This window comes from Streptomyces sp. Ru72 (assembly GCF_002920635.1).
GTDB lineage: Bacteria > Actinomycetota > Actinomycetes > Streptomycetales > Streptomycetaceae > Streptomyces.
Window position 1 is genome coordinate 1 of sequence record NZ_PQSR01000128.1, and the last position, 20,272, is coordinate 20,272.

Here is a 20,272-nt window from a genome sequence, read left to right on the forward strand (position 1 = left end):
GGAGTTCACTCCGTTCCTGCGGTTCGACACCGAGATCCGCCGGATCATCTGCACCACCAACGCGATCGAGTCGGTCAACGCGCGGATCCGGCGAGCGGTCAAGGCCCGCGGACACTTCCCCAACGAGCAGGCCGCCCTGAAGTGCGTCTACATGGCCATCATGTCGCTCGACCCCACCGGCAAGGGCCAGGCCCGCTGGACCATGCGCTGGAAGACCGCGTTGAACGCCTTCGACATCACCTTCGACGGCCGACTCTCAGCGGCCCGCCAGTAACCATCAACTACCCCAGTTAGACCGCTCGTTTGACAGACCCGAATGAGTCTCGGCGAGCTCGTGCCGGTCCGCACGGCCGCCCACTGGTCGCCGCCAGGCGAACCCCCGGGCCAAGACGCCCCGCCTTCAATTGCCCCCAACGTCACAATCCACCAGCACGTGTTCACGACTTCAGACGCTGCCGCTGCGGTCCGACGGCGCAGGTTCACGTTGGACGCCGACCCGTCGGTCGGCGTGCTAGGCGGGCACGGACATACGGTCGAGGCGCTGCCGCTGGGACTCGGTCAGGCGGAGGTCTGCCGCGGCGAGGTTCTCCTCCAAGTGGACGACCGAGCCGGTTCCGGGGATCGGCAGGACGACCGGGGAACGGGCGAGCAGCCAGGCGAGCAGGACCTGAGGTGCGGTGGCACCGAGTTCGGCAGCGATGGCGTCGAGCGCGGATTCCGGGCCGGGGGCTGCTACAGCCACGGGGCGCCAGGGGAGGAAGGCGATGCCGGCGGCCTCGCAGGCATCCACAACCGGCTCATGCTCTCGGGCGAGAAGGTTGTAGCGGTTCTGTACGCTCGCGATCTCGGCGGTCTGCCGAGCCTCGGCAAGTTGCGCGGTGGTGACCTCGGACAGCCCGATGTGCCTGATCTTCCCTTCCTGCTGCAGTTCGCGGAGCGCGCCGATCTGTTCGGCCACTGGAACCTTCGGGTCGATCCGGTGCAGCTGGAGCAGGCCGACGCGCTCGGTCCGGAGTCGGCGCAGGCCCTGCTCGACCTGCTCGCGCAGGCTCTCCGGCCGTGCGTCGTACGCCCACCCTTCGGGGCCGTCGGACCGAATGACCCCGACCTTCGTGGTGATCAGCAAGTCGTCCGGATACGGATGCAGGGCCTCAGCGAGGAGTTCCTCGTTGGCTCCCCATCCGTACATGTGGGCGGTGTCAATAAGCGTGACGCCCAGTTCGACGGCGCGCCGGGCTACCGCGATGGCGGCGTCCCGGTCGGGGCCAGGCCCCGTCGGCAGGCGCATGGCGCCGAAACCGAGCCGGGTTACCCGGTATTCACCTGCGATGGAGAAGGTGCTCGGCGTGCCGGGTGTGTTTGGTGTGCTTAAAGTCATCGGTTCCCCCTCGACGGCCCGACGATACCCTGACCTTCCTCCAGGCTGGCTTTATCGAGCAGTAGTGGGTTCTGGCACAGATCTTGGGGAGCTGTCGCGAAGCGCTACCTCGATGTTCGATTGCGAGGGACTGGCTCGTGTGAGACCGCGTACGCCCTGCCATCCATCGGTCCGAGTTGACGCTCCCTCAGGTGTCTACCGTTCACGGCTGTGGTCGGTTGCGGACGGTGATGGTGCTGGGCATGCAGGCCGATGCACCGTTCTGGGACTCGCTGGTGTTCGCCGGGATCGACGATGTGGAGGTCGAGGCGGTTACGGCCGCGTTCAGTACGGTCGAGGTGGTGGCGAGAGGCCGCGCTGCCGGAGCCGCATGTCCGGACTACGGCCGCTTTTCGGACCGAGTTCATGACCGTTACCAGCGCAGGCTGAAGGACCTTCCACTCGCTGAGCAGGGCTTTGTGATCCGGCTGACGGTCCGACGCTTCATCTGCGGGTCGGCGGACTGCCCACGCCGGACCTTCGCCGAGCCGTTCTCCCGGCTGGCCACCTCGTACGCACGGTTCACCACGCGGCTCAACCACGCCCTGGAGCGAGTGGGGCTCGCGCTGGCCGGGCGGGCCGGCGCCTGGCTGGCGGCCCAACTGGGCTTCGGCGCGGGAAGAATGACCTTGTTGCGCAGGGTCATGGCACTGCCTGACCCGCAGTTCAGTACTCCGCGAGTGCTGGGCGTGCACGACTTCGCGATCCGCCGCGGCCAGACCTACTCCACCGTCTTGACCAGCATCGAAGACCATCGCGTGGTCGATGTGCTTTCGACGCGTGAAGCCGGGCCGCTGGCTGCCTGGCTGGTCCGTCACCCAGGCGTGGAGATCATCTGCCGGGACCGGGCGGGCGCCTACGCCGAAGGCGCCCGGCGCGGTGCCCCTGACGCTCTGCAGGTCGCCGATCGGTTCCACCTGTGGCAGGGCCTCGGCCGAGCCGTGGAGACCTGCGTCGCCGCACATCGCGACTGCCTGCGCAACCCATCGCCCAGCGGCATGATGCTGGAGCCCACCGGACTGGTTTCCGGTCGACCGCAGGACGAGCCGGAGCCCGTCGGCCGACGTGCCGAGCGCAAGAAGGCAGCACACGCCCTGGTTCACGAGATGCTCGCCCAAGGCCGCTCACGCCGGGCGATCGCCCGACACCTGGGCTGGGGCCTCAACACCGTCCTCCGGTACGCCAACGCCGCACACTGGCAGGACACCATCCGCGAAAACCGGCCCCGGCCCAGCAGACTCGACCCCTACAAGCCCTACCTGGAGCGGCGACTCGCCGAGGGATGCACCCACGTCACCCGACTGCACAGCGAGCTGATAGCCGAGCAAGTTCCCGTCACCTACCAGATGGTCCGCAGCTACATCGCCACCCTTCGCGAGGCTCCGGCCGGCGCGCCGCCCCGGCCGCCGACGGTGCGGCGGGTGACCGGCTGGATCACCCGCCACCCCGCAACCCTGACCGAGGAAGACCGGACCGGCCTGAAGGACCTCCTGGCCCCTCTCTGCCCCGAACTGGAGACGGCCGCCGGACATGTCCGCGACTTCGGCGAGATACTCACTGACCGCCTCGGCTCCACACTCCCCACCTGGAGTCGACGCAGTTGACGCCAGCCAGCTACCTGGCCTTACCGGCTTCGCCCTCCACCTACTCCAAGACCTCGACACTGTGACCGCCGGGCTCACTCTCGACTGGAGTTCCGGCAGTATCGAGGGCGCCGTCAACCGCATCAAGAAGATTAAGCGGCAGCTCTACGGCCGAGCCGGATTCGGACTACTCCGCAAGATGATCCTGCTCCAGTGACACTGCGAGACGCCCCCCCAAGATCTGCACAGACAATGGCTGCGGCAGGTGTGTGGACCGGGGGCATCCAAGTGCCCAGCCGTGGCAGGATGGTCTCATGTTGATCCGAAAGGGCGATGCCGCGTAGGCGTCCCAAGGCCGTCCGCGCAGAGCGGTGGCGGCCACGATGGCAGTATCCGGTCCTGAGGGTCCGGGGTGTCTCCGCGCGGACTCGTGCAGCGATCCGCCGCGTCGAAGACCAGGAGATGTGGCCCAACGCGGTCGCCAATGCGCTCTCTCGTTTCGAGTGGGCTTTCAAGCAGCCTGGACGATATCTGAACGCCTCCCAGGCCTATTCGCCCGGGATAGAGGTGGAAGACGCCCGTGATGACCTGGAGCTGGCGATGCTGCACCTTCCTCCCGGAGCCAGACGGGACTTGGGCCGACTGATCACACGCATCGATGAGGAATTCGAGCGCCGTACCTTGCCGGAACCCAACAACATCGAGTTGGCGATGTTCGGCTGGTGGTGGACCAGGATGCGGGAACGCTGACGGCCCGGGCTCACGCCCCCTGCAATCGAACGGCGCCGTCACCCTCCGCGACCGATCCCCAAGATCTGTGCCAGAACCGAGTTTTGACACCACTCGGGGGCTTGCGGTGGGACGCTGGGAGTGCTCTGCGTGGTGAGGGGGCGCTGATGCCACCGAAGTCCAAGGTCGATCTGTACCCGGCGATCCGCCGCGATGCCCGGGCGGGGATGTCGAACCGGGCCTTGCAACGCAAGTACGGGGTGGGCTTCCGGACGGTGAAGGCGGCCATGGAGTCGGTCTGGCCGGAGCCTCGCAAGCAGCTGCCGCCCCGCAAGACGCGGCTCGACGCCTTCAAGCCGGCCATCGACCAGATGCTGCGGGCGGATCTGGACGCGCCGCGCAAGCAGCGGCATACCATCAAGCGGATCTTCGACCGGCTGCTGGACGAGCACGGTGCGGTGGAGGTGACCTATCCGATGGTGCGGGCCTATGTCGCCGTTCGCCGGCCGCAGATACGGATCGAGGCGGGACGCGGGCCGCTGAACGCGTTCATCCTCCAGACCCACATGCCGGGGGCGGAAGCCGAGGTCGATTTCGGCGACCCAAACTCGCCGACATGTGGTGTCCGGTCTCGGTTACGAAGCCATGGCGGCATGCCCCACTGCATCGTCATGGCCAGACGTTGGCTTGTGCTCGGAAAGTCTCCGGGTCGCTCTCCACAGGTAGTACGCACATCAAATGACCGCCAGTCACTCGCAGTACGCGGCATTCCTGCCACTGCGACACCTGCTCAGCACCCAGAGCGATCAAGCGCGTGGTTTCCGCCTCTATGTCGTCGGTCTCGATGTCCAGGTGGATACGAGGTGCGTCGTCGACCGCTTGGACGGCCATGATCAGCCCCGGCAGGGCCTGATGGAGTGTGGTGAATTCCGGTGCCGGAGGAAACGGCCGGGCTGTGACACCAAGGGCTGCCGACCAGAAGTCCGCTGACTTGGCAGCCTCGGCTACAGGTGTGTCGATCAGAACGGCGTATACGCGGCTTCTATGCATGGCAGCTCTTCCTGATCAGCTGGGATCGCGCCTTGATCATCAACCGTCACGGCCAGGAGCACTGGCCTCCCTAGCTCAGACAGGCGAGTTCCTGCTCGGAGGACGCCACCTGTCTGAGCTTTCGGGGGGAGCCGGTGACGGGAGCTCGGGGGATCGTCAGGGCATCACCGGATCCGGATTGCCGTAGTAGGCGTCGGGGCCGTGCTTGCGGGTGTAGTGGCGCTCCAGCAGGTGCCGAGGCGGCGGGGCCGTGGGTGACAGGGACATGGTGTGCAGAGCCATTTCGGCGACGGCCTCGCAGATGATCGCGTGCTCCAGGGACTTGCGGGCGCAGGCGCCCCAGGTGAACGGGCCGTGGCCGGCGACGAGGGCGGCGGGGACCTCGACGGCCTTGTCGTCGCTGCCGTCTAGGAGGTCCACGATGACGTGGCCGGTGTTGTACTCGTAGTCCTTCGCGCACTCCTGCTCGGTGAGGTCGCGGGTGACGGGCACGGGGCCGTTGAAGGTGTCGGCGTGGGTGGTGCCGAGGACGGGTATGTCGCGGCGGGCCTGGGCGAAGGCGACGGCGTGGGTGGAGTGGGTGTGCGTGATCCCGCCGATCGAGGGGAACGCGAGGTACAGGCAGCGGTGGGTCTCGGTGTCGGTCGAGGGGCGCAGGTCGCCGTCGACGACGGCGCCGTCATGCAGACGTACCGTCACCAGGTGGTCGATGCCGAGGTCCTCGTAGGGGACTCCGGAGGGCTTGATGACGAACACCCCCGCCTCGCGGTCGACTCCGCTGACGTTGCCCCAGGTCAGGGTCGCCAGGCCGACCTGGGGGATGGCGAGGTTCGCCTCCAGTACCTCCTGGCGCAGGCCCTCTCGAACGACTGTGGTCATGGTCCCTTCCTCTCTCACAGCGCCTGGGCGAGGCGGTGGTAGGCGGCGTTCCAGCGGATTTCCTTGGCGAGTTGTTCGGAACTGGTGTGCTCGTCGATGGTGAGCAGTTCGACGCCCGTCATGGCGGCGAAGTCGGTCAGGGTCTCCGTGTCGACGGCGGAGCTGAGCACGGTGTGGTGCGGGGCACCGGCGAGCAGCCAGCTCTCGGCCGACTCCGCCAGGGAGGGACGCGGCTTCCACACGGCCCTGGCCACCGGCAGATGCGGCAGCGGCTGGCTCGGGGCCATGACGTCCACGGCGTTCGCGGTCAGCCGGAAGCGGTCCCCGAGGTCGGAGAGGCCGACGACGACGGCGGGACCCTCGGCGGCGTCGAAGACCAGGCGGACCGGGTCCTCGCGGCCGCCGATGGACAGCGGGTGGATCTCGCAGCGGGGGCGGTCGGCTGCCACCGAGGGGCAGACCTCCAGCATGTGGGCGCCGAGGACGCGCGGGGTGCCGGGGCCGAGGTGGTAGGTGTAGTCCTCCATGAAGGTGGTGCCGCCGGGGCGTCGGGCGCCCATGACCTTCATGGTGCGCAGCAGGGCGGAGGTCTTCCAGTCGCCCTCGCCGCCGAAGCCGAACCCGTCGGCCATCAGGCGCTGGACGGCGATGCCGGGGAGCTGGCGCAGTCCGCCGAGGTCCTCGAAGTTGGTGGTGAAGGCGGTGAATCCCCCTTCGGTGAGGAAGGTGCGCAGGCCCAGTTCCTGGCGGGCGGCGTACAGCAGTGAGTCGTGGCGGATGCCGCCGGGGCGCAGGGCGGGGACCACGTTGTAGGTCTCGACGTACTCGGCGGCGAGTTCGGCGGCCGCCTTGTCCTCGACCGCGTCGACCACGGCCACCAGGTCGTTGACGCTGTAGGTGTTCACCGAGAAGCCGAACCGCAGCTGCGCCTCGACCTTGTCGCCCTCGGTGACGGCGACGTCGCGCATGTTGTCGCCGAAGCGGGCCAGGCGCAGGGTGCGTGCCGTGTGGCGGCCGGCGGCGGCCCGTGTCCAGGCGGCGACGCGCCTCACGACCCGCGGGTCCGTGGTGTGGCCGGCGACGATCTTGCGGTTGACGCCGACGCGGGCCTCGATGTGGGCGAACTCGCGGTCGCCGTGGGCGGCCTGGTTGAGGTTCATGAAGTCCATGTCGATGCTCGACCAGGGCAGCGACAGGTTGTACTGGGTGTGCAGGTGCAGCACCGGCCGGTCCAGCGCGCTCAGTCCGGCGATCCACATCTTCGCCGGGGAGAAGGTGTGCATCCATACGATCACGCCGACGCAGGTGTCGGAGGCGGTGGCCTCCAGACACAGGCGGCGGATCGACTCGGCGTCGGTGAGGACCGGCTTGAACACGATCCGCAGGGGGATCTCGCTCGCCGCGTCGAGGCGTTCGGCGATCTTCCGGGACTGGTAGGCGACCTGGGCCAGGGTCTCCTCGCCGTACAGGCCCTGGCTGCCGGTGAGGAACCAGATCTCGTGGCTGTCGTAGGGCTGCGGTTGTGTCGTCATGGCGGTTCCTTTCACAAAGTGGCTCAGGCGGAGGCTTCGGTGCGGATGCGGCGCAGGCGGTGCATGACGTCGTTGGTGCCGCGGCCGAAGTAGTCGTGCAGCACCCGGTACTCCGCGTACAGGCGCTCGTAGGCCGCCGCACGTTCGGGGTCGGGTACGTAGGTCCGGCGCTGGACCTTGCCCATGGCGTGGGCGGCGGCGCGGATGTCGGGGTACGCCCCGGCGGCGACGGCGGCGTGCATGGCGGCGCCGAGGGCCGGGCCCTGGGTGGAGCCGATGATGCTCAGCGGGCGGCGGGTGACGTCCGCGTAGATCTGCATCAGCAGTGCGTTCTTCGTCAGGCCACCCGCGATGATCAGTTCCTTCACCGGTACGGCGGCGGCCTCGAAGGCGTCGATGATGGTGCGGGTGCCGAAGGCGGTGGCCTCCAGCAGGGCGCGGTAGACGTCCTCGGGACGGGTGGACAGGGTCTGGCCGATGAGCAGGCCGCTGAGGTCGTGGTCGACCAGCACCGAGCGGTTGCCGCTGTGCCAGTCCAGGGCCAGCAGTCCGTGCTCACCGACCTTCTGTTCGGCGGCGAGGGCGGTCAGATACTCGTGCGGGCTCTGGCCCGCGGCCGCGGCCTTCTCGGCGTACTCGGCGGGGAAGCCGGTGCGTACGCACCAGGCGAAGATGTCGCCGACACCGCTCTGGCCGGCTTCGTAACCCCACAGTCCCGGCAGGATTCCGCCGTCGACGACACCGCACATGCCCGGCACCGTGCCGTGCTGGTCGGAGCTCATCACGTGGCAGGTGGAGGTCCCCATGATGGCGACCATCTGTCCCGGTTCGACTGCCTTCGCCGCCGGGGCCGTGACATGGGCGTCGACGTTTCCGACGCAGACCGCGATGCCCTCCGGCAGCCCCGTCCAGGCCGCGGCCTCGGCCGTCAGCCGCCCTGCTGCGGCGCCCAGTTGCCCGATCGGCTGGTCCAGCTTGTCGGTGACGAAGCCGGCGAAGTCCGGGTGCAGGGCCGCCAGGTACTCGGGCGAGGGGTAGGCCCCGTCCTGGTACTGCCCCTTGTAGCCGGCGGTGCAGGCGTTGCGGACGTAGGTGCCGCACAGCCGCCACACGATCCAGTCGGCTGCCTCCAGCCACCGCTCGGTGCGGTGGTAGATCTCCGGGTCCTCCTCCAGGACCTGCAGGGCCTTGGCGAACTCCCACTCCGAGGAGATCTTCCCGCCGTACCGCTGCAGCCACGGCTCCTGGCGTTCGGCGGCCAGCGCGTTGATCCGGTCGGCCTGGCCCTGGGCGGCGTGGTGGCGCCACAGCTTGACGTAGGCGTGCGGGCGGGCGGTGTACTCGGGGAGTTCGCACAGGGGGGTGCCGTCGGCGAGGACCGGCAGGACCGTGCAGGCCGTGAAGTCGGTGCCGATGCCGATGACCTGTCCGGCCTGGACACCGGCGCGGGCCAGGGCCTCGGGTACGGCGTTGCGCAGGACATCGACGTAGTCCGAGGGGACCTGCAGGGCCCAGTCGGGGGGCAGCCGGGTGCCGTCGGGCAGGGTGCGGTCGAGGACGGCGTGGGTGTAGGCGTGCTCCGCCGACGCGAGCTCCGCGCCGTCCCGGACGCGGACGACGACGGCACGGCCCGACAGGGTTCCGAAGTCGACGCCGACAACACAGGGTTCTTCCATCACGGTGGACCTTCTTCTTTCACATACAGATCGTTCGGTATTTCGATCAATGTTCGAGTGGACGGCAAGAGGTGTGTGTACGCCTCTGAGAGGGAGCGGGGCCCGGCCGGCGACCGGGCCCCAGTGGCTGAAGGAACCGGTCAGTTGACCCGGGCGATCTGCCAGAGCTCGTCGTCGGCGCCGGTGTCCGCCGACTGGACGATCAGCGCGCCGTTGGCGGTGGAGGCCGAGGCGACGTCCGCCACCAGGCCGCTGGCGACGTTGACGAGCTTGAAGTAGCCGCCTCCCGCGTCCGTCAGCGTCCACTTCTGGGAGTTCGCGGTCGAGGACGAGTTCTGGACGACGGCCGCGCCGGCCGAGGCCGAGCCGTTGTTGTCGAGGAACAGACCGCTGTTGACGTTCTTCACGGTCCACGCCCCGCCGCTCTGCGCCGTGAAGGTCCACAGCTGGCAGTTGTTGGCGGTGTTCACCCACTGGCCGGCCTGCTTGCCCACCGTGGTGGACGCGCCGGGGATCTCCAGGAACTCGCCGCTGTGCTTGTTGATCAGGCGGTACTGACCGGTGGCCAGGTTCGGCAGCGCGGTCTGGGCGAGGTTCCAGCGCTGGCAGGCGCAGCCCGTGGGGCCCCACTGCCCGGCGATGGTGCCGGCCGTGGTCGACGCGCTCGGGATCTCCAGGAACTTGCCGCTGATCCGGTTGGTGGCGGTGAAGCCGCCCGCCGGGTCCGGGGCCACGGCCCACTCGTGGTCGAGGGTGCCGTTGTCGTCCCACTGCAGGACCTTGGCGCCGTTGGCCGTGGACTGGTTCTCCACGCCCAGCACCTTGCCGCTCGCCACGTTGAAGATCTTGAAGTAGCCGGACGTCTGCTGGACGAACTTCCACTGCTGGTCGGAGGCGTTGTCGACGTTCTGCTGGGTGGCGTAGGTGCCGTTGGTGGTGGAGCCGCCCACGATGGTCAGCATCAGGTGGCTGTTGGCGTTCGACGCGGTGTAGGTCGCGCCGTCCGAGATACCGCCGCCCAAGTCTATCGTGCCGTAGGTGACCGGGTTCAGGCCGGTGCTGGTCAGGTGGCCGCCGCTGAGGACCAGCAGGCTGTGGCCGTCGGCCAGCGGGACCATGCCGCGGCTGTAGCCGCCGGGGACGGTGGAGGCGATGCGCGTCCAGGCGCCCGCCGCGCCGTTCTGCGTGTTGAGGAACAGGTCGTCGCTGCTGTTGGCGCTGACCACCAGGGTGCCGTTGGGACCGCCGGTCGGCAGCCAGGTGATGTACGGCGAGCTGGTGGGCACGTAGCCGTCGGTCGTCTTCAGCGCGATGCCGGTCGCGGAGCCGAACGCCTCCGGGTCGGAGGAGATCTTGTAGTAGACGGCGAAGCCGCCCTCGGGAGCACCCCAGAACTCGTACGTCATCACGTAGTTGCCATTGGGCAGCTTGGCGACGACGGGCATGCCCGGACGGTCGCTGTACGTCGACGTCGCGACGTCGTTGACCACGGACCCCCAGGTCACGCCGTCCGTGGAGACCTGGTGCACGATCTTCTGACCGTTGTTGGGGTCACGCTGGTCGGAGTAGTACACGATCAGCTTGGAGCCGGACACCATCAGGAACGGCTCCCACACCGGGGTCTGGCCGTTGGTCGGGTCGGCCTTGCCGCCGGTGGCGATGGTGCTGACGTACGACCAGCTGGTGCCGTGGTCGGTGCTGGCGTACAGGTCCAGCTCGGTCGAGGACAGGTCGTTGGGGATGGAGTTGCCGGCGGCGAGGATCGTGCCGGCCGGGAAGTTGCCGATCTGGGTGGGCAGTTCGTACAGGAACGGCTGGTAGCGCATGCCGAAGCCGTTGTGGGTGTCGCTGATGCTGGAGATCTGCGTCCAGCTGTTGCCGTTGTCCGTGCTGCGGTAGATCGGGAAGACGGGAGTGCCCGAGGAGTACTGCTCGAACGTGGCCAGCAGAGTGCCGTTGGACGATCCGCTGTACTGCAGGCGCACGGCGCGCGGGTAGAGCGAGCCGGGTGACGGGGCCGTCGACGGCGGGGTGTACATCGTCTGGGAGGCGCGAGAGATCGCGTGCGCCTGGCCGGAGGCGGGCAGGACGAGGGCGACGGCGGCTGCGAGCAGGGCCAGCAGCAGCGTGATCGCCTGGGGTCTGGCTACGGCGCGGTGGCCGGCGCCTTCCCTGGTGGTGGACATGGGCGGCTCCCAAGGGATGTCCGGGACGAGGGGGTGGTGCGAAGCCCGCCGCTCCCCCGGGAAAAGGGGGTGGGGAGCGGCGGGTGTCGGAGGGGGCCTGTCAGCCGGCGCGGCGCAGCCGGATGACGTTCCAGGAGACGGGCGGCAGGCTCACGGTGAGCCGTCCGTCGGTGACGAAACCGGTGCCGGCCTCGCGCGGGCGGACCCGGCCGGGGTTGTCCTGGGTGTTGGTGGCACGGACGTCGGTGTCGTTGAGCACCGAGTGCTCCACCGGCGTGTAACCGGGGAACGCCCGCAGGTCGATCGCGAGTTCGACGTCCTCGCTCTGGTGCCGGTTGACGGCGAAGACGGTGAGCTCGTCGGCCCCGTCCGCGCCGGCGATGTGCGTGGCGACGGCGTCGACGACCGAGACCTCGCCGAACCGCTTCGTGTCGTACACCGGCGCGACCGGCTCCACCCGCAGGACCGTGCCGCGGGCGTGGCGGGCGGCCTGGGCGAAGGGGTGGAAGGTGGTCTGCCGCCAGCTCGGGCCGCCGGGTTCGCTGCGGATGGGGGCGATGACGTTGACGAGCTGGGCGAGGCAGGCCGCGGTGACGCGGTCGCTGTTGCGCAGCAGGCTGATCAGCAGGCCGCCGACCACGACGGCGTCGGCCACGTTGTACTCGTCCTCGATGACCCGGGGGGCCACGGCCCAGTCGGTGGGCTTGTCCTGGGACTCGAAGCGGGACAGGTACCAGACGTTCCACTCGTCGAAGGAGAGGTTGATCCGCTTCTTCTGGCGCAGCTTGGCCCGGACGTGGTCGGCGGTGGAGACCACGGACTCCACGAAGTGGTCCATGTCGACGCCGGAGGCCAGGAAGCTGCCGAGGTCGCCGTCGAGCTCCTCGTAGTAGGCGTGGCAGGAGATGTAGTCGACCTGCTCGTACGCCTCCTCCAGGACGGTGGCCTCCCAGGAGCCGAAGGTCGGCATCGAGGAGCTGGAGCTGCCGCAGGCGATCAGTTCCAGCGTGGGGTCGATCATGCGCATGGCCCGGCCGGTCTCCGCGGCGATACGGCCGTACTCCCGGGCGGTCTTGTGGCCGGTCTGCCAGGGGCCGTCCATCTCGTTGCCCAGACACCACATGCGGATGCCGAAGGGGTCGGGGGCGCCGTTCTTGATCCGCTGGTCGGACCAGGCGGTGCCGCCCGGGTGGTTGCAGTACTCGAGCAGGTCCAGGGCCTCGGCGACGCCGCGGGTGCCGAGGTTGACGGCCATCATCGGTTCGACGCCGGCCTTCTGGGCCCAGCGGTGGAACTCGTGCAGGCCAAAGGCGTTGGTCTCGGTGCTGTGCCAGGCGAGGTCCAGGCGGGTGGGGCGGTCGGCGACCGGGCCGACGCTGTCCTCCCAGCGGAAGCCGGAGACGAAGTTGCCGCCCGGGTAGCGCACGGTGGTCACGCCCAGTTCGCGCACCAGGTCCAGGACGTCCCGGCGCAGGCCGTCCTCGTCGGCCAGCGGGTGGCCGGGCTCGTAGATGCCGGTGTAGACGCAGCGGCCCATGTGCTCGACGAACGAGCCGAAGGTACGGGGACTCACGTCGGCGACGCGGAAGGCGGGGTCGACGGTCAGGGAGGCGTGCAGCATGGAAGGTCGCTCCGGGAGGTGGTCGAGACGAGGGGGAAGGCGGGGGCTACGTGAGGCTTCCGGCTACTTGAGGCTTCCGACGGTCAGGCCGCCACGCCAGTACCGCTGCAGGAGGAGGAAGGCGACGATCAGCGGGAGGATCGCCACGAGAGAGCCCGCGATGACCAGGGTGAACAGCGCGTTGGCGCCGGACTGGATCAGCGCTCCCTGGTACCAGGACTGAAGGCCCACGGTGAGGGGGAACAGCTTGTCGTTGTTGAGCATCACCAGCGGCAGGAAGAAGTTGTTCCAGGTGCCGACCATGGAGAACAGCAGCACGGTCACCAGCGCGGGCTTCAGTGTCGGCAGCGCCACGTTGAACAGCACCCGCATCTCGCCGGCGCCGTCCACGCGGGCGGCCTCCAGCAGCTCGTCCGGCAGGGACTCCTGCACGTACACGCGCACCAGGTAGACGCCGAACGGGTTGAGCAGCGAGGGCAGGATGACGGCCCACATGGTGTTGGTCAGCGCCACCTTGCTCAGCAGCAGGTAGGTGGGGATGGCCAGCGCGGTCGCCGGGACCATGATGGCGCCGAGGAGGCTGGAGAAGAGCAGGTTCCGGCCCGGGAACCGGTACTTGGCGAAGGCGTACCCGGCAAGGGTCGCAACGGCGGTGGCACCGACTCCGCTGACGCCGGCGTAGATCACGGTGTTGCCCATCCAGCGCAGGTACTGGCCGTCGTCGTACGTGAACAGCTGCTGGAGGTTGGTGAAGAACGAGCCCGGCTGGTGGAACCACAGGGCCGCGGTGGAGAACAGGGCGTCGTTGTTCTTCGTGGCCGCGACGACAAGCCACCAGAACGGCATCAGGAAGTAAAGGATCATGGCCACCATCACGGCGTTGACGGTGACGCGCCCCCTGGTGGAGGACTTGGCGCGGGGCGCCTGGGCGGCGGCAACGGTGGGAACGGGGGCAGCGGCGGTCGTCACTTCAGTCCGCTCCTTTTACGCGTGGCGAACAGGAAGAGGTAGGAGCCGATGAAGACCACCGCTCCGAGCGAGAAGGAGATGGCGGCGGAGTAGTTGAACTCCGAGTACTGGAAGGCGAGGTTGTAGGCGTACAGGTTCGGTGTGTAGTCCGGGCTGATCACCGAGGACGCCGTCGGCTCCAGGACCCGTGGCTCGGTGAAGAACTGGAGCGTGCCGATGATGGTGAACATCAAGGTGAGCACCAACGCCGAAGAGACCATCGGGATCTTGATGCGCAGGGCCGTCTGGATCTGGCCGGCCCCGTCCAGCTTGGCCGCCTCGTAGACCTCGCGGGGCAGGCCCTGCAGGGCCGCGTACAGGACGATCATGTTGTAGCCGGTCCACTGCCAGGTCACGATGTTGCCGAGCGAGGTCAGCATCAGGCTGTGCCCCAGGAGGTCGAACTTCCCCAGGCCGAGCGCGTTGCTCAGGGAGTTCACCGGGCCGAAGGTGGGGCTGTAGAGGAAGCCCCACATCAGCGCGCCGATCACCGCGGGCACGGCGTACGGCATGAACAGCGTCATGCGGAACACCTTGGCGAGGCGGCTGGTGACCTCGTCGATGATCAGCGCGCCGAGCAGGGCCAGCCCCAGCATCAGCGGGATCTGCACCACGCCGAAGACCACCACGCGGCGCACACCGGACAGGAAGTGCGGGTCGGTGAAGGTCTGCTCGTAGTTGGCGAACCAGCTGAAGTGGTCACCGCCCACCAGGGTGGAGGTCCTCAGGCTCAGCCAGAAGGCGTACGCCAGCGGTGCCACCAGGAAGGCCGCGAACAGCAGGCCGAACGGGGTGACCAGCAACAGGCCCATGGTCTTGTGCCGGGTGCGGCCGGACAGCTTTCCGCTGCGCCGGCCCGCCTTCCGGCCGGCGGCGTGGGCGGGACCGTCGTCGGTGACGGGTTGGGTCAGGGGCACGGCCGCCGCGGGTCCCTGCTGTCGGAGCAGGCTCATCACATCTCCTTGCGCGTGTGGCGGGCCGCCGCAGGCGGCGGGCGTACGGCGCTCGCGCGCCGCCTGCGGGGGCAGTGGGGAATCGGGGACTGGGGCCGGTTACTGGCTGACCTTGAATCCCTGCTTGGTCGCGTAGGAGGTCACCTGCTGCTGGACGTTGTCGTTCACGGCGGACCAGTCGGTCTGGCCCTGGAGGGCCTTGCCGACCTCACTGGTGTCGGTGTTGTAGGCGAAGTCCTGGAACGGGCTCCAGTCGAAACTGCCGATGCCGTTCGCCGCGGGCACGAACACCTTGTTGATCTGCTGGCCGCCGAAGAAGTCGTACTTCTTGTCCCCGAAGTACGAACCGTTGAGGATCGGCTTGGACAGCGGGAAGAGGTAGGCCTGGTCGATGCCGATCTTCCAGGCGGCCTGCGATGTGCCGAAGAGCTCCCGGGCGACCTCGGTGGCCTCCTTCGGGTGCCCGGTCTGCGAGGTCACCGCGAAGGTCGAACCGCCCCAGTCACCCTGGGCGGTGCCGCCCGCCGTCCACTGCGGCAACGGGGCCACGCGCCACTTGCCCGCGGTCGCCTTCGCGACGCTGGAGAGGTAACCCGGACCCCAGCCGGCCGCGATGTAGGTGGCGTACTTGCCGCTGCTGAGCCCGTTGTAGAAGTCCGTGGTCGCGTACGACTGGGTGTCGACCAGCTTGTTCTTGACCAGGTCGCCCCAGTACTCGTACACCTTCTTGGCGCCGTCGTCGTTGAGCTTCACCCCGATGCCCGGCAGCTTGCTCGCCGAGTAGGTGTAGGGGCGGGACCCGGCCTGCCACATCAGGCCCTGGCGCCAGCCACCGGCCGTCTCGTCGCTGCCGAAGTCGGTCATGTACGCCTTCGGGTCGGCGGCGTGCAGCTTGGCCGCCTCCTCCTTGTACTCCGCCCAGGTCGTGGGAACCTTCAGGTTGTACTTCTTGAACAGGTCGGCCCGGTACATCATCGCCATCGGGCCGCCGTCGACCGGGATGGCGTAGACGTGGTCACCGTCGGAGACCTGCTTCCAGGCCCAGTCCACGTAATTGCCCTTGTCGGCGTTCGCGCCGTACTTGCCCATGTCGAGCAGGCCCTTGGAGAGCTGGATGGTCGGCAGCTCCTGGAACTCCAGCATGACGACGTCCGGGGCACCCTGACCTGCCTTCAGCGCCGTCTTCAGCTTGGTGTACTCGTCCTGGCCGACGCCCGCCTGCACCCAGTCGACCTGGACGTCCTTGTGCGTCTTGTTGAACTGGTCCACGACCTGCTTGAAGTCCGGGTACCAGGCCCACACCTTGATGTGCACCGGGCCGCTGCTCGCGGCACCGCTCCCGCCGCCGCTGCCGCCGCCGCAGGCCGCGAGGAGCACGCCGGCGAGGGCGGCGGAGGTCGCCGCGACGGCGGTCCGGCGGACGGAACGGAGCCTGGGCTTTCTGCTGGAGGACATGACAATCTCCCGGGTGAGGGTGCCTGAAGGGGCAGGAGGACGGAGGTAAGGGGACGAGATACGGCGAGGTGCCACAGGGGGCGCCGGGCACACGGAGGTACGGCGTCGGCGGCCCGAGGGCATGCGGGTACGCCGGCCCGGGTGGACTGCCCGCCGCGGATCCTGGCGGGCGGACGTCAGTGGACGCGGGAGGGTGGGCGCGGGTGACGTCGGTGAACAGGGAGGCAGTTGTGGGATCAGCGCGCCGGCGCGCTCAGAGAAGAAAGTAATGAGTGATGCCCCATCGGGTCGGGAGCGGCTCCCGGCCGGTGAGAGGGTGCTGTTCCCACTGCGGCTCCTACGGATCGGCCCCATGGGTCTTCTCGGGGCTCTCTGCTACGCTCTGCAGCGCTGCAAAAGTGTTAACCGAGATCTTGCCACGCTGCAAGAGGTAACTCCGAGGAAACTTTCAGCGCTGAAACCGACATCCGGGATGAAGGTGGCATATGGCTAAGGGCGTCACACTCCGCGACGTCGCATTGCTCGCCGGCGTCTCCAGCCGGACCGTGTCCAACGTGGTCAACGGCTACGCGCCCGTCTCCGAGGCCACCCGGGCCCGGGTGCAGCGGGCCGTGGACGAGCTCGGCTACCGGCCCAACGTGCTGGCCCGCAACCTCGCCGCCGGGCGGTCGGGCCAGATCGCGGTGGTCGTGCCGTACCTGGACACCCCGTACTTCGCCGAGTTGCTGCAGGGCATCATCCGCGCGGCCCGGGTGCAGGGCTACAACGTCCTGATCGACCAGACCGACGGCGACGCCGAGCACGAGAAGATGTTCCTCAGCCGCGGCTCCCAGCAACTGCTGTTCGACGGCGTCATCTTCAGCCCGCTCGGGCTCGCCCAGTCCGACCTGTCCGAACGCGACCCGAGCCTGCCCCTCGTCGTGCTCGGCGAGCGCGTCAGCGACGGCGGCTTCGACCACGTCGGCATCGACGACGTCACCGCCTCCCGCGAAGCCACCGAGCACCTGCTCGACCTCGGCCGGCGCCGGGTCGCCGCTATCGGCGACCAGCCGTACCGCACCGGCGAGGCGGCCCAGCTGCGCACCCGCGGCTACCGACTGGCCCACGAGCGTGCCGGGATACCCGTACGGGAGGAACTCGTCATCTCCACCCCGCGCTTCAACCGCTCCGACGGAGCCAGAGCCATGGCACACCTGCTCGACCTCGCCGAGCCGCCCGACGCGGTCTTCTGCTACAGCGACCTCGTGGCCCTGGGCGCGATGCACACCCTGGCCGAACGCGGGCTGCGCGTCCCCGAGGACGTCGCCGTCGTGGGCTACGACGACATCGAGGACGGCCGCTACTCCAACCCGCCCGTCACCACCGTCTCCCCGGACAAGAAGATGATCGCCCAGACCGCCGTGGAACGCCTCCTCAAGCGGATCAGCAGCCCCACCCCCGTCCCCGGAAGGGAGATCCGGGCCCCGCACCAGCTGATCCCACGCGCGAGCACCATCGGACGGGAACGACAACCGGACCACGAACACCAGTGACACCACACCGGTGACCGCTCAAAAGTCGCGCTCTCCCGGTGTCTCGTCCCCGGAGCCGTCATCGATCCGACCGTGCGGCATCACGCCAGGAAGTCGAGCTATCGCCGGAGAGGCGGCAGGCCACGAGGCCCGTCATGGCAAGGCGGATCACGGCTCCGGAGCGGGCAGGGTGGGTTTCGCAGTCGCGGGCGAGGCAGCGGTGGAGCATCAGCCGGCCGTAAACCGTGGACATCGGGCGGCAGCTTGAGCGACTGCCCAGTAGGGTCTGGGCGAGGTCGCCGCTGCCGACGACGTTGATGTTGCCGCCGTCGGACGCCTTCAGCTTCCGTACGGCATCGACACCCCGGTCACGGTCCGGCAGATCGCACACCGGGTCCGCAACCATGTCGCCGCGCGGCGCCCGCGGACGTCTGTTTCCCAGGCCGAGAACCGCGCACCTCTGCTGGCGTTCCGACGTGCAGTTGAAACCGGCGATCTGCAGGGCCTGCTCGACCAACTCGCCCCGGACGTCGTCTTCCTGAGCGATGGCGGCGGAGTGGTCCAGGCCGCGCTGGAGCCCGTCGTCGGCGCCGATCTGGTCGCAGCCCTGTTGGCGGCAGGGCTGGGCAGGATCGCAGGCACCGCAGCGGTGCAGTCGGCGCAGATCAATGGCCACCCGGCACTGATCATGCGGATCGGCGGCCAGGTCGAGGGCGTCCTGGCGGTGCGGACCGAGGACGGTCTCATCACCGGGCTGTACTTCGTGCGCAACCCCGAGAAGTTGTCACGCCTGGAGCAGGAGACCTCCCTGCGCCGCTGAACCCGTGCCCTGGGGAGCGGCCGGCGGGGAGCCTCACCGGCCCGAAATACTATCCGTGATATCGCCGCGGCCTGCCACATCACCGAGCGCACCGCCCAGAGCATCGTCGGCGCCCTCGAACAGGCTGGCTACCTCAGCCGGGAGCGAGAGGGACGGGGCACGCGCTACACCCTCCGTCTGGACGGGAAGCTGCGTCATCCGGCGGAGGCCCACCTGTCCGTCAGGGCCTGCTGGAGTTGTTCACCGGCGCTGACCGCGAGGATCTTCCCTCGGCGGGTGAGCCAGGGCCACGGCAGCGCGCAGGGTGATTCTCCCGTCGTTCGGCCGACAGCGTGGGCAACGCCTGGGTCGTTGTGCGGGTGTGGACGACGAGCGGAGGGTTCTGGGCCGGTGGCCGTACGGGGCCGGGCAGCTGCGCCGCGCGCTGAGGTTCCGCATCGAGGCCGCCCTCGCCGGGCGCCTCGGAGTACTGCCCCAGCCGTCAGAGTGGCCCGACCCGACGAGTAGCGGCGGGACCCGGCAGTGCGACGGCTGGTGCCGGGTTCTAGGCTGCGGCCCATGAGCGAGATCAAGTCCCCGACGCCCCGCGACGCCTTCGAGCTGCTGCTGGCCGGTAACCAGCGCTTCGTCGCGGGCTCCCCCGAGCACCCGAACCAGGACGCCACCCGCCGCGCCGAAATCGCACCGTCCCAGCAGCCCTTCGCCGTGCTATTCGGGTGCTCCGACTCCCGGCTGGCCGCCGAGATCATCTTCGACCGCGGCCTGGGCGACCTGTTCGTGGTGCGCACCGCAGGCCACGTCACGGGCCCGGAAGTGCTCGGCAGCATCGAGTACGGCGTGGACATCCTGGGCTGCCCGCTGGTCGTGGTGCTCGGTCACGACTCGTGCGGCGCGGTCGGCGCGGCGTGCGCCGCGCTGGAGGACGGCACGACACCGGCTGGGTACGTCAGGGACGTCGTCGAGCGGGTCACCCCCAGTGTGCTGGCCGCGCGGGCCGCCGGACACGTTGAGCCCGAGGAGATCCTCGCCGAGCACGTAAGGAACACCGTCGACCTGCTCCTGGACCGCTCCCGGGTCCTCGCCGAGAAGGTCGCCGCCGGCCAGGCCGCCGTGGTGGGCCTGTGCTACCGCCTGGCCGACGGCAGCGCGCAGCTCGTCGCCTCCCGCGGCCTCGATGCGGCGGTTCCCGCCGCGTCCTGACCGCCCCGGCCGTGGCTGCTCAACGTGATGCCGCAGTCGCAGGACCCTCGTATCCGTGGCTGAGGAACCCCTCGGGTTCACCGCTTGATCATCCGTGGAAGGGCAGCGCCCGATGGCTCACGGAGCCGACCGCGCCCAGCACCGTCCCCCGCGCCGACCTGGCGCGGGCCGCGGCCTGCGAGGTGTGCCGGGGATGAGGAACGGTCGTCACCAACGACTGGCGGCACGAGCTGCGCCGGGTCTGCCAGGCCGCTGGCCGCTCAGCCGAATCCGTCATACATCCGCCCGGCCCCCGCCTCCGGGAGCAGTAAGGGCACGGCGGGGGTGCTGGTCACGCGGTGGACCGGGGCCCTGCGGCGCGGCGGAGCCGGTTGGCGATCGCCAGTCCCAGCCCTCCCTCCTCCGGCAAGGAGGCGATGATGAGGTCGCAGCCCTGCTGGTCGAGTTCGCGCAGGAACCCGTACAGCCCGCGTGCATAGGCGGCCATCGAGGCGGGGACCGCTACCACGGCGTGGGCCTTTACCGGGGCGTCGGTGAAGGGCGTGGGCAGAAAAACGCCCACCTGGTGCCCCAGCTCCTGAGCGAGTTCCGCTTCGGCAATGACCTTCTCGGGGTCGACGAGGACGACGCGCGCCCGCGGTGCGTAGTGGGA

At 69.0% G+C, this 20,272-nt stretch carries 18 protein-coding genes; 6 read left to right on the plus strand and 12 right to left on the minus strand.

From position 1 onward, the window contains the following. Nucleotides 1-274, plus strand: a 274-nt coding sequence (locus tag C3488_RS35035) for a transposase (protein WP_181139316.1), incomplete at its 5' end; no start/stop codon positions are given. A 237-nt stretch (nt 275-511) separates the two neighbouring features. Here the strand turns inward: C3488_RS35035 and C3488_RS35040 are convergent. Continuing rightward, complete coding sequence (locus C3488_RS35040) at nt 512-1,378, minus strand: aldo/keto reductase (protein WP_103844921.1); 867 nt, start codon at nt 1,376-1,378, stop codon at nt 512-514. Nucleotides 1,379-1,608: 230 nt separating this feature from the next. Here C3488_RS35040 and C3488_RS35045 point away from each other — a divergent pair, with 230 nt between their 5' ends. Together C3488_RS35045 and C3488_RS35050 are read left to right on the plus strand one after the other, a co-directional pair. Continuing rightward, nucleotides 1,609-3,021, plus strand: a complete 1,413-nt coding sequence (locus tag C3488_RS35045; protein ID WP_258053848.1) for an ISL3 family transposase — start codon at nt 1,609-1,611, stop codon at nt 3,019-3,021. A gap of 441 nt (nt 3,022-3,462) precedes the next feature. After that, entirely contained in the window at nt 3,463-3,750 is a 288-nt protein-coding gene (locus C3488_RS35050) for a hypothetical protein (RefSeq protein WP_103844922.1), read from the plus strand. 648 nt (nt 3,751-4,398) lie between these two features. Here the strand turns inward: C3488_RS35050 and C3488_RS35060 are convergent. From C3488_RS35060 to C3488_RS35100, 9 genes are all read right to left on the minus strand, one after another. Continuing rightward, complete coding sequence (locus C3488_RS35060) at nt 4,399-4,779, minus strand: VOC family protein (RefSeq protein WP_103844923.1); 381 nt, start codon at nt 4,777-4,779, stop codon at nt 4,399-4,401. Nucleotides 4,780-4,935: 156 nt separating this feature from the next. Continuing rightward, complete coding sequence (araD, locus tag C3488_RS35065; protein ID WP_103844924.1) at nt 4,936-5,658, minus strand: L-ribulose-5-phosphate 4-epimerase AraD; 723 nt, start codon at nt 5,656-5,658, stop codon at nt 4,936-4,938. 14 nt (nt 5,659-5,672) lie between these two features. Then, nucleotides 5,673-7,190, minus strand: coding sequence for an L-arabinose isomerase (araA, locus tag C3488_RS35070; protein WP_103844925.1), 1,518 nt, complete (start codon nt 7,188-7,190; stop codon nt 5,673-5,675). 23 nt (nt 7,191-7,213) lie between these two features. Beyond that, the gene (gene araB, locus C3488_RS35075) at nt 7,214-8,866 is read right to left on the minus strand and encodes a ribulokinase (RefSeq protein ID WP_103844926.1); all 1,653 of its coding nucleotides are present in this window, start codon (nt 8,864-8,866) and stop codon (nt 7,214-7,216) included. A gap of 140 nt (nt 8,867-9,006) precedes the next feature. Further along, nucleotides 9,007-11,052: an RICIN domain-containing protein gene (locus C3488_RS35080; RefSeq protein ID WP_103844927.1), complete on the minus strand. Its 2,046-nt coding sequence runs from the start codon at nt 11,050-11,052 to the stop codon at nt 9,007-9,009. Nucleotides 11,053-11,152: 100 nt separating this feature from the next. Continuing rightward, nucleotides 11,153-12,673 carry an alpha-N-arabinofuranosidase gene (locus C3488_RS35085; RefSeq protein ID WP_103844928.1) on the minus strand — a complete coding sequence of 507 codons (1,521 nt, stop codon included), beginning with the start codon at nt 12,671-12,673 and terminating at the stop codon, nt 11,153-11,155. Nucleotides 12,674-12,736: 63 nt separating this feature from the next. After that, entirely contained in the window at nt 12,737-13,642 is a 906-nt protein-coding gene (locus tag C3488_RS35090; RefSeq protein WP_258053845.1) for a carbohydrate ABC transporter permease, read from the minus strand. Next, entirely contained in the window at nt 13,639-14,634 is a 996-nt protein-coding gene (locus C3488_RS35095; protein ID WP_103844929.1) for a carbohydrate ABC transporter permease, read from the minus strand. The genes C3488_RS35090 and C3488_RS35095 overlap by 4 nt, the downstream gene beginning before the upstream one ends. Before the next feature lie 99 nt (nt 14,635-14,733). Then, nucleotides 14,734-16,089 (minus strand): ABC transporter substrate-binding protein, encoded by a 1,356-nt coding sequence (locus C3488_RS35100; protein ID WP_181139317.1) that lies wholly within the window; start codon nt 16,087-16,089, stop codon nt 14,734-14,736. Nucleotides 16,090-16,574: 485 nt separating this feature from the next. Here C3488_RS35100 and C3488_RS35105 point away from each other — a divergent pair, with 485 nt between their 5' ends. Then, nucleotides 16,575-17,621, plus strand: coding sequence for a LacI family DNA-binding transcriptional regulator (locus C3488_RS35105; protein ID WP_103844931.1), 1,047 nt, complete (start codon nt 16,575-16,577; stop codon nt 17,619-17,621). Between the two features lie 58 nt (nt 17,622-17,679). Here the strand turns inward: C3488_RS35105 and C3488_RS42120 are convergent, their stop codons facing one another. Continuing rightward, nucleotides 17,680-18,276, minus strand: a complete 597-nt coding sequence (locus tag C3488_RS42120; RefSeq protein WP_258053846.1) for a hypothetical protein — start codon at nt 18,274-18,276, stop codon at nt 17,680-17,682. A gap of 12 nt (nt 18,277-18,288) precedes the next feature. On the opposite strand from C3488_RS42120, the gene C3488_RS42125 reads away from it, so the two are divergent. Continuing rightward, on the plus strand, nt 18,289-18,420 hold the full coding sequence (locus C3488_RS42125; RefSeq protein ID WP_258053847.1) for a hypothetical protein: 132 nt from the start codon (nt 18,289-18,291) through the stop codon (nt 18,418-18,420). 558 nt (nt 18,421-18,978) lie between these two features. Then, on the plus strand, nt 18,979-19,620 hold the full coding sequence (locus tag C3488_RS35125; RefSeq protein WP_103844933.1) for a carbonic anhydrase: 642 nt from the start codon (nt 18,979-18,981) through the stop codon (nt 19,618-19,620). Between the two features lie 331 nt (nt 19,621-19,951). On the opposite strand, the gene C3488_RS35130 is transcribed toward C3488_RS35125, so the two are convergent. Next, the coding region (locus tag C3488_RS35130; protein WP_308460705.1) for a Sua5 family C-terminal domain-containing protein at nt 19,952-20,272 on the minus strand (321 nt) is incomplete at its 5' end.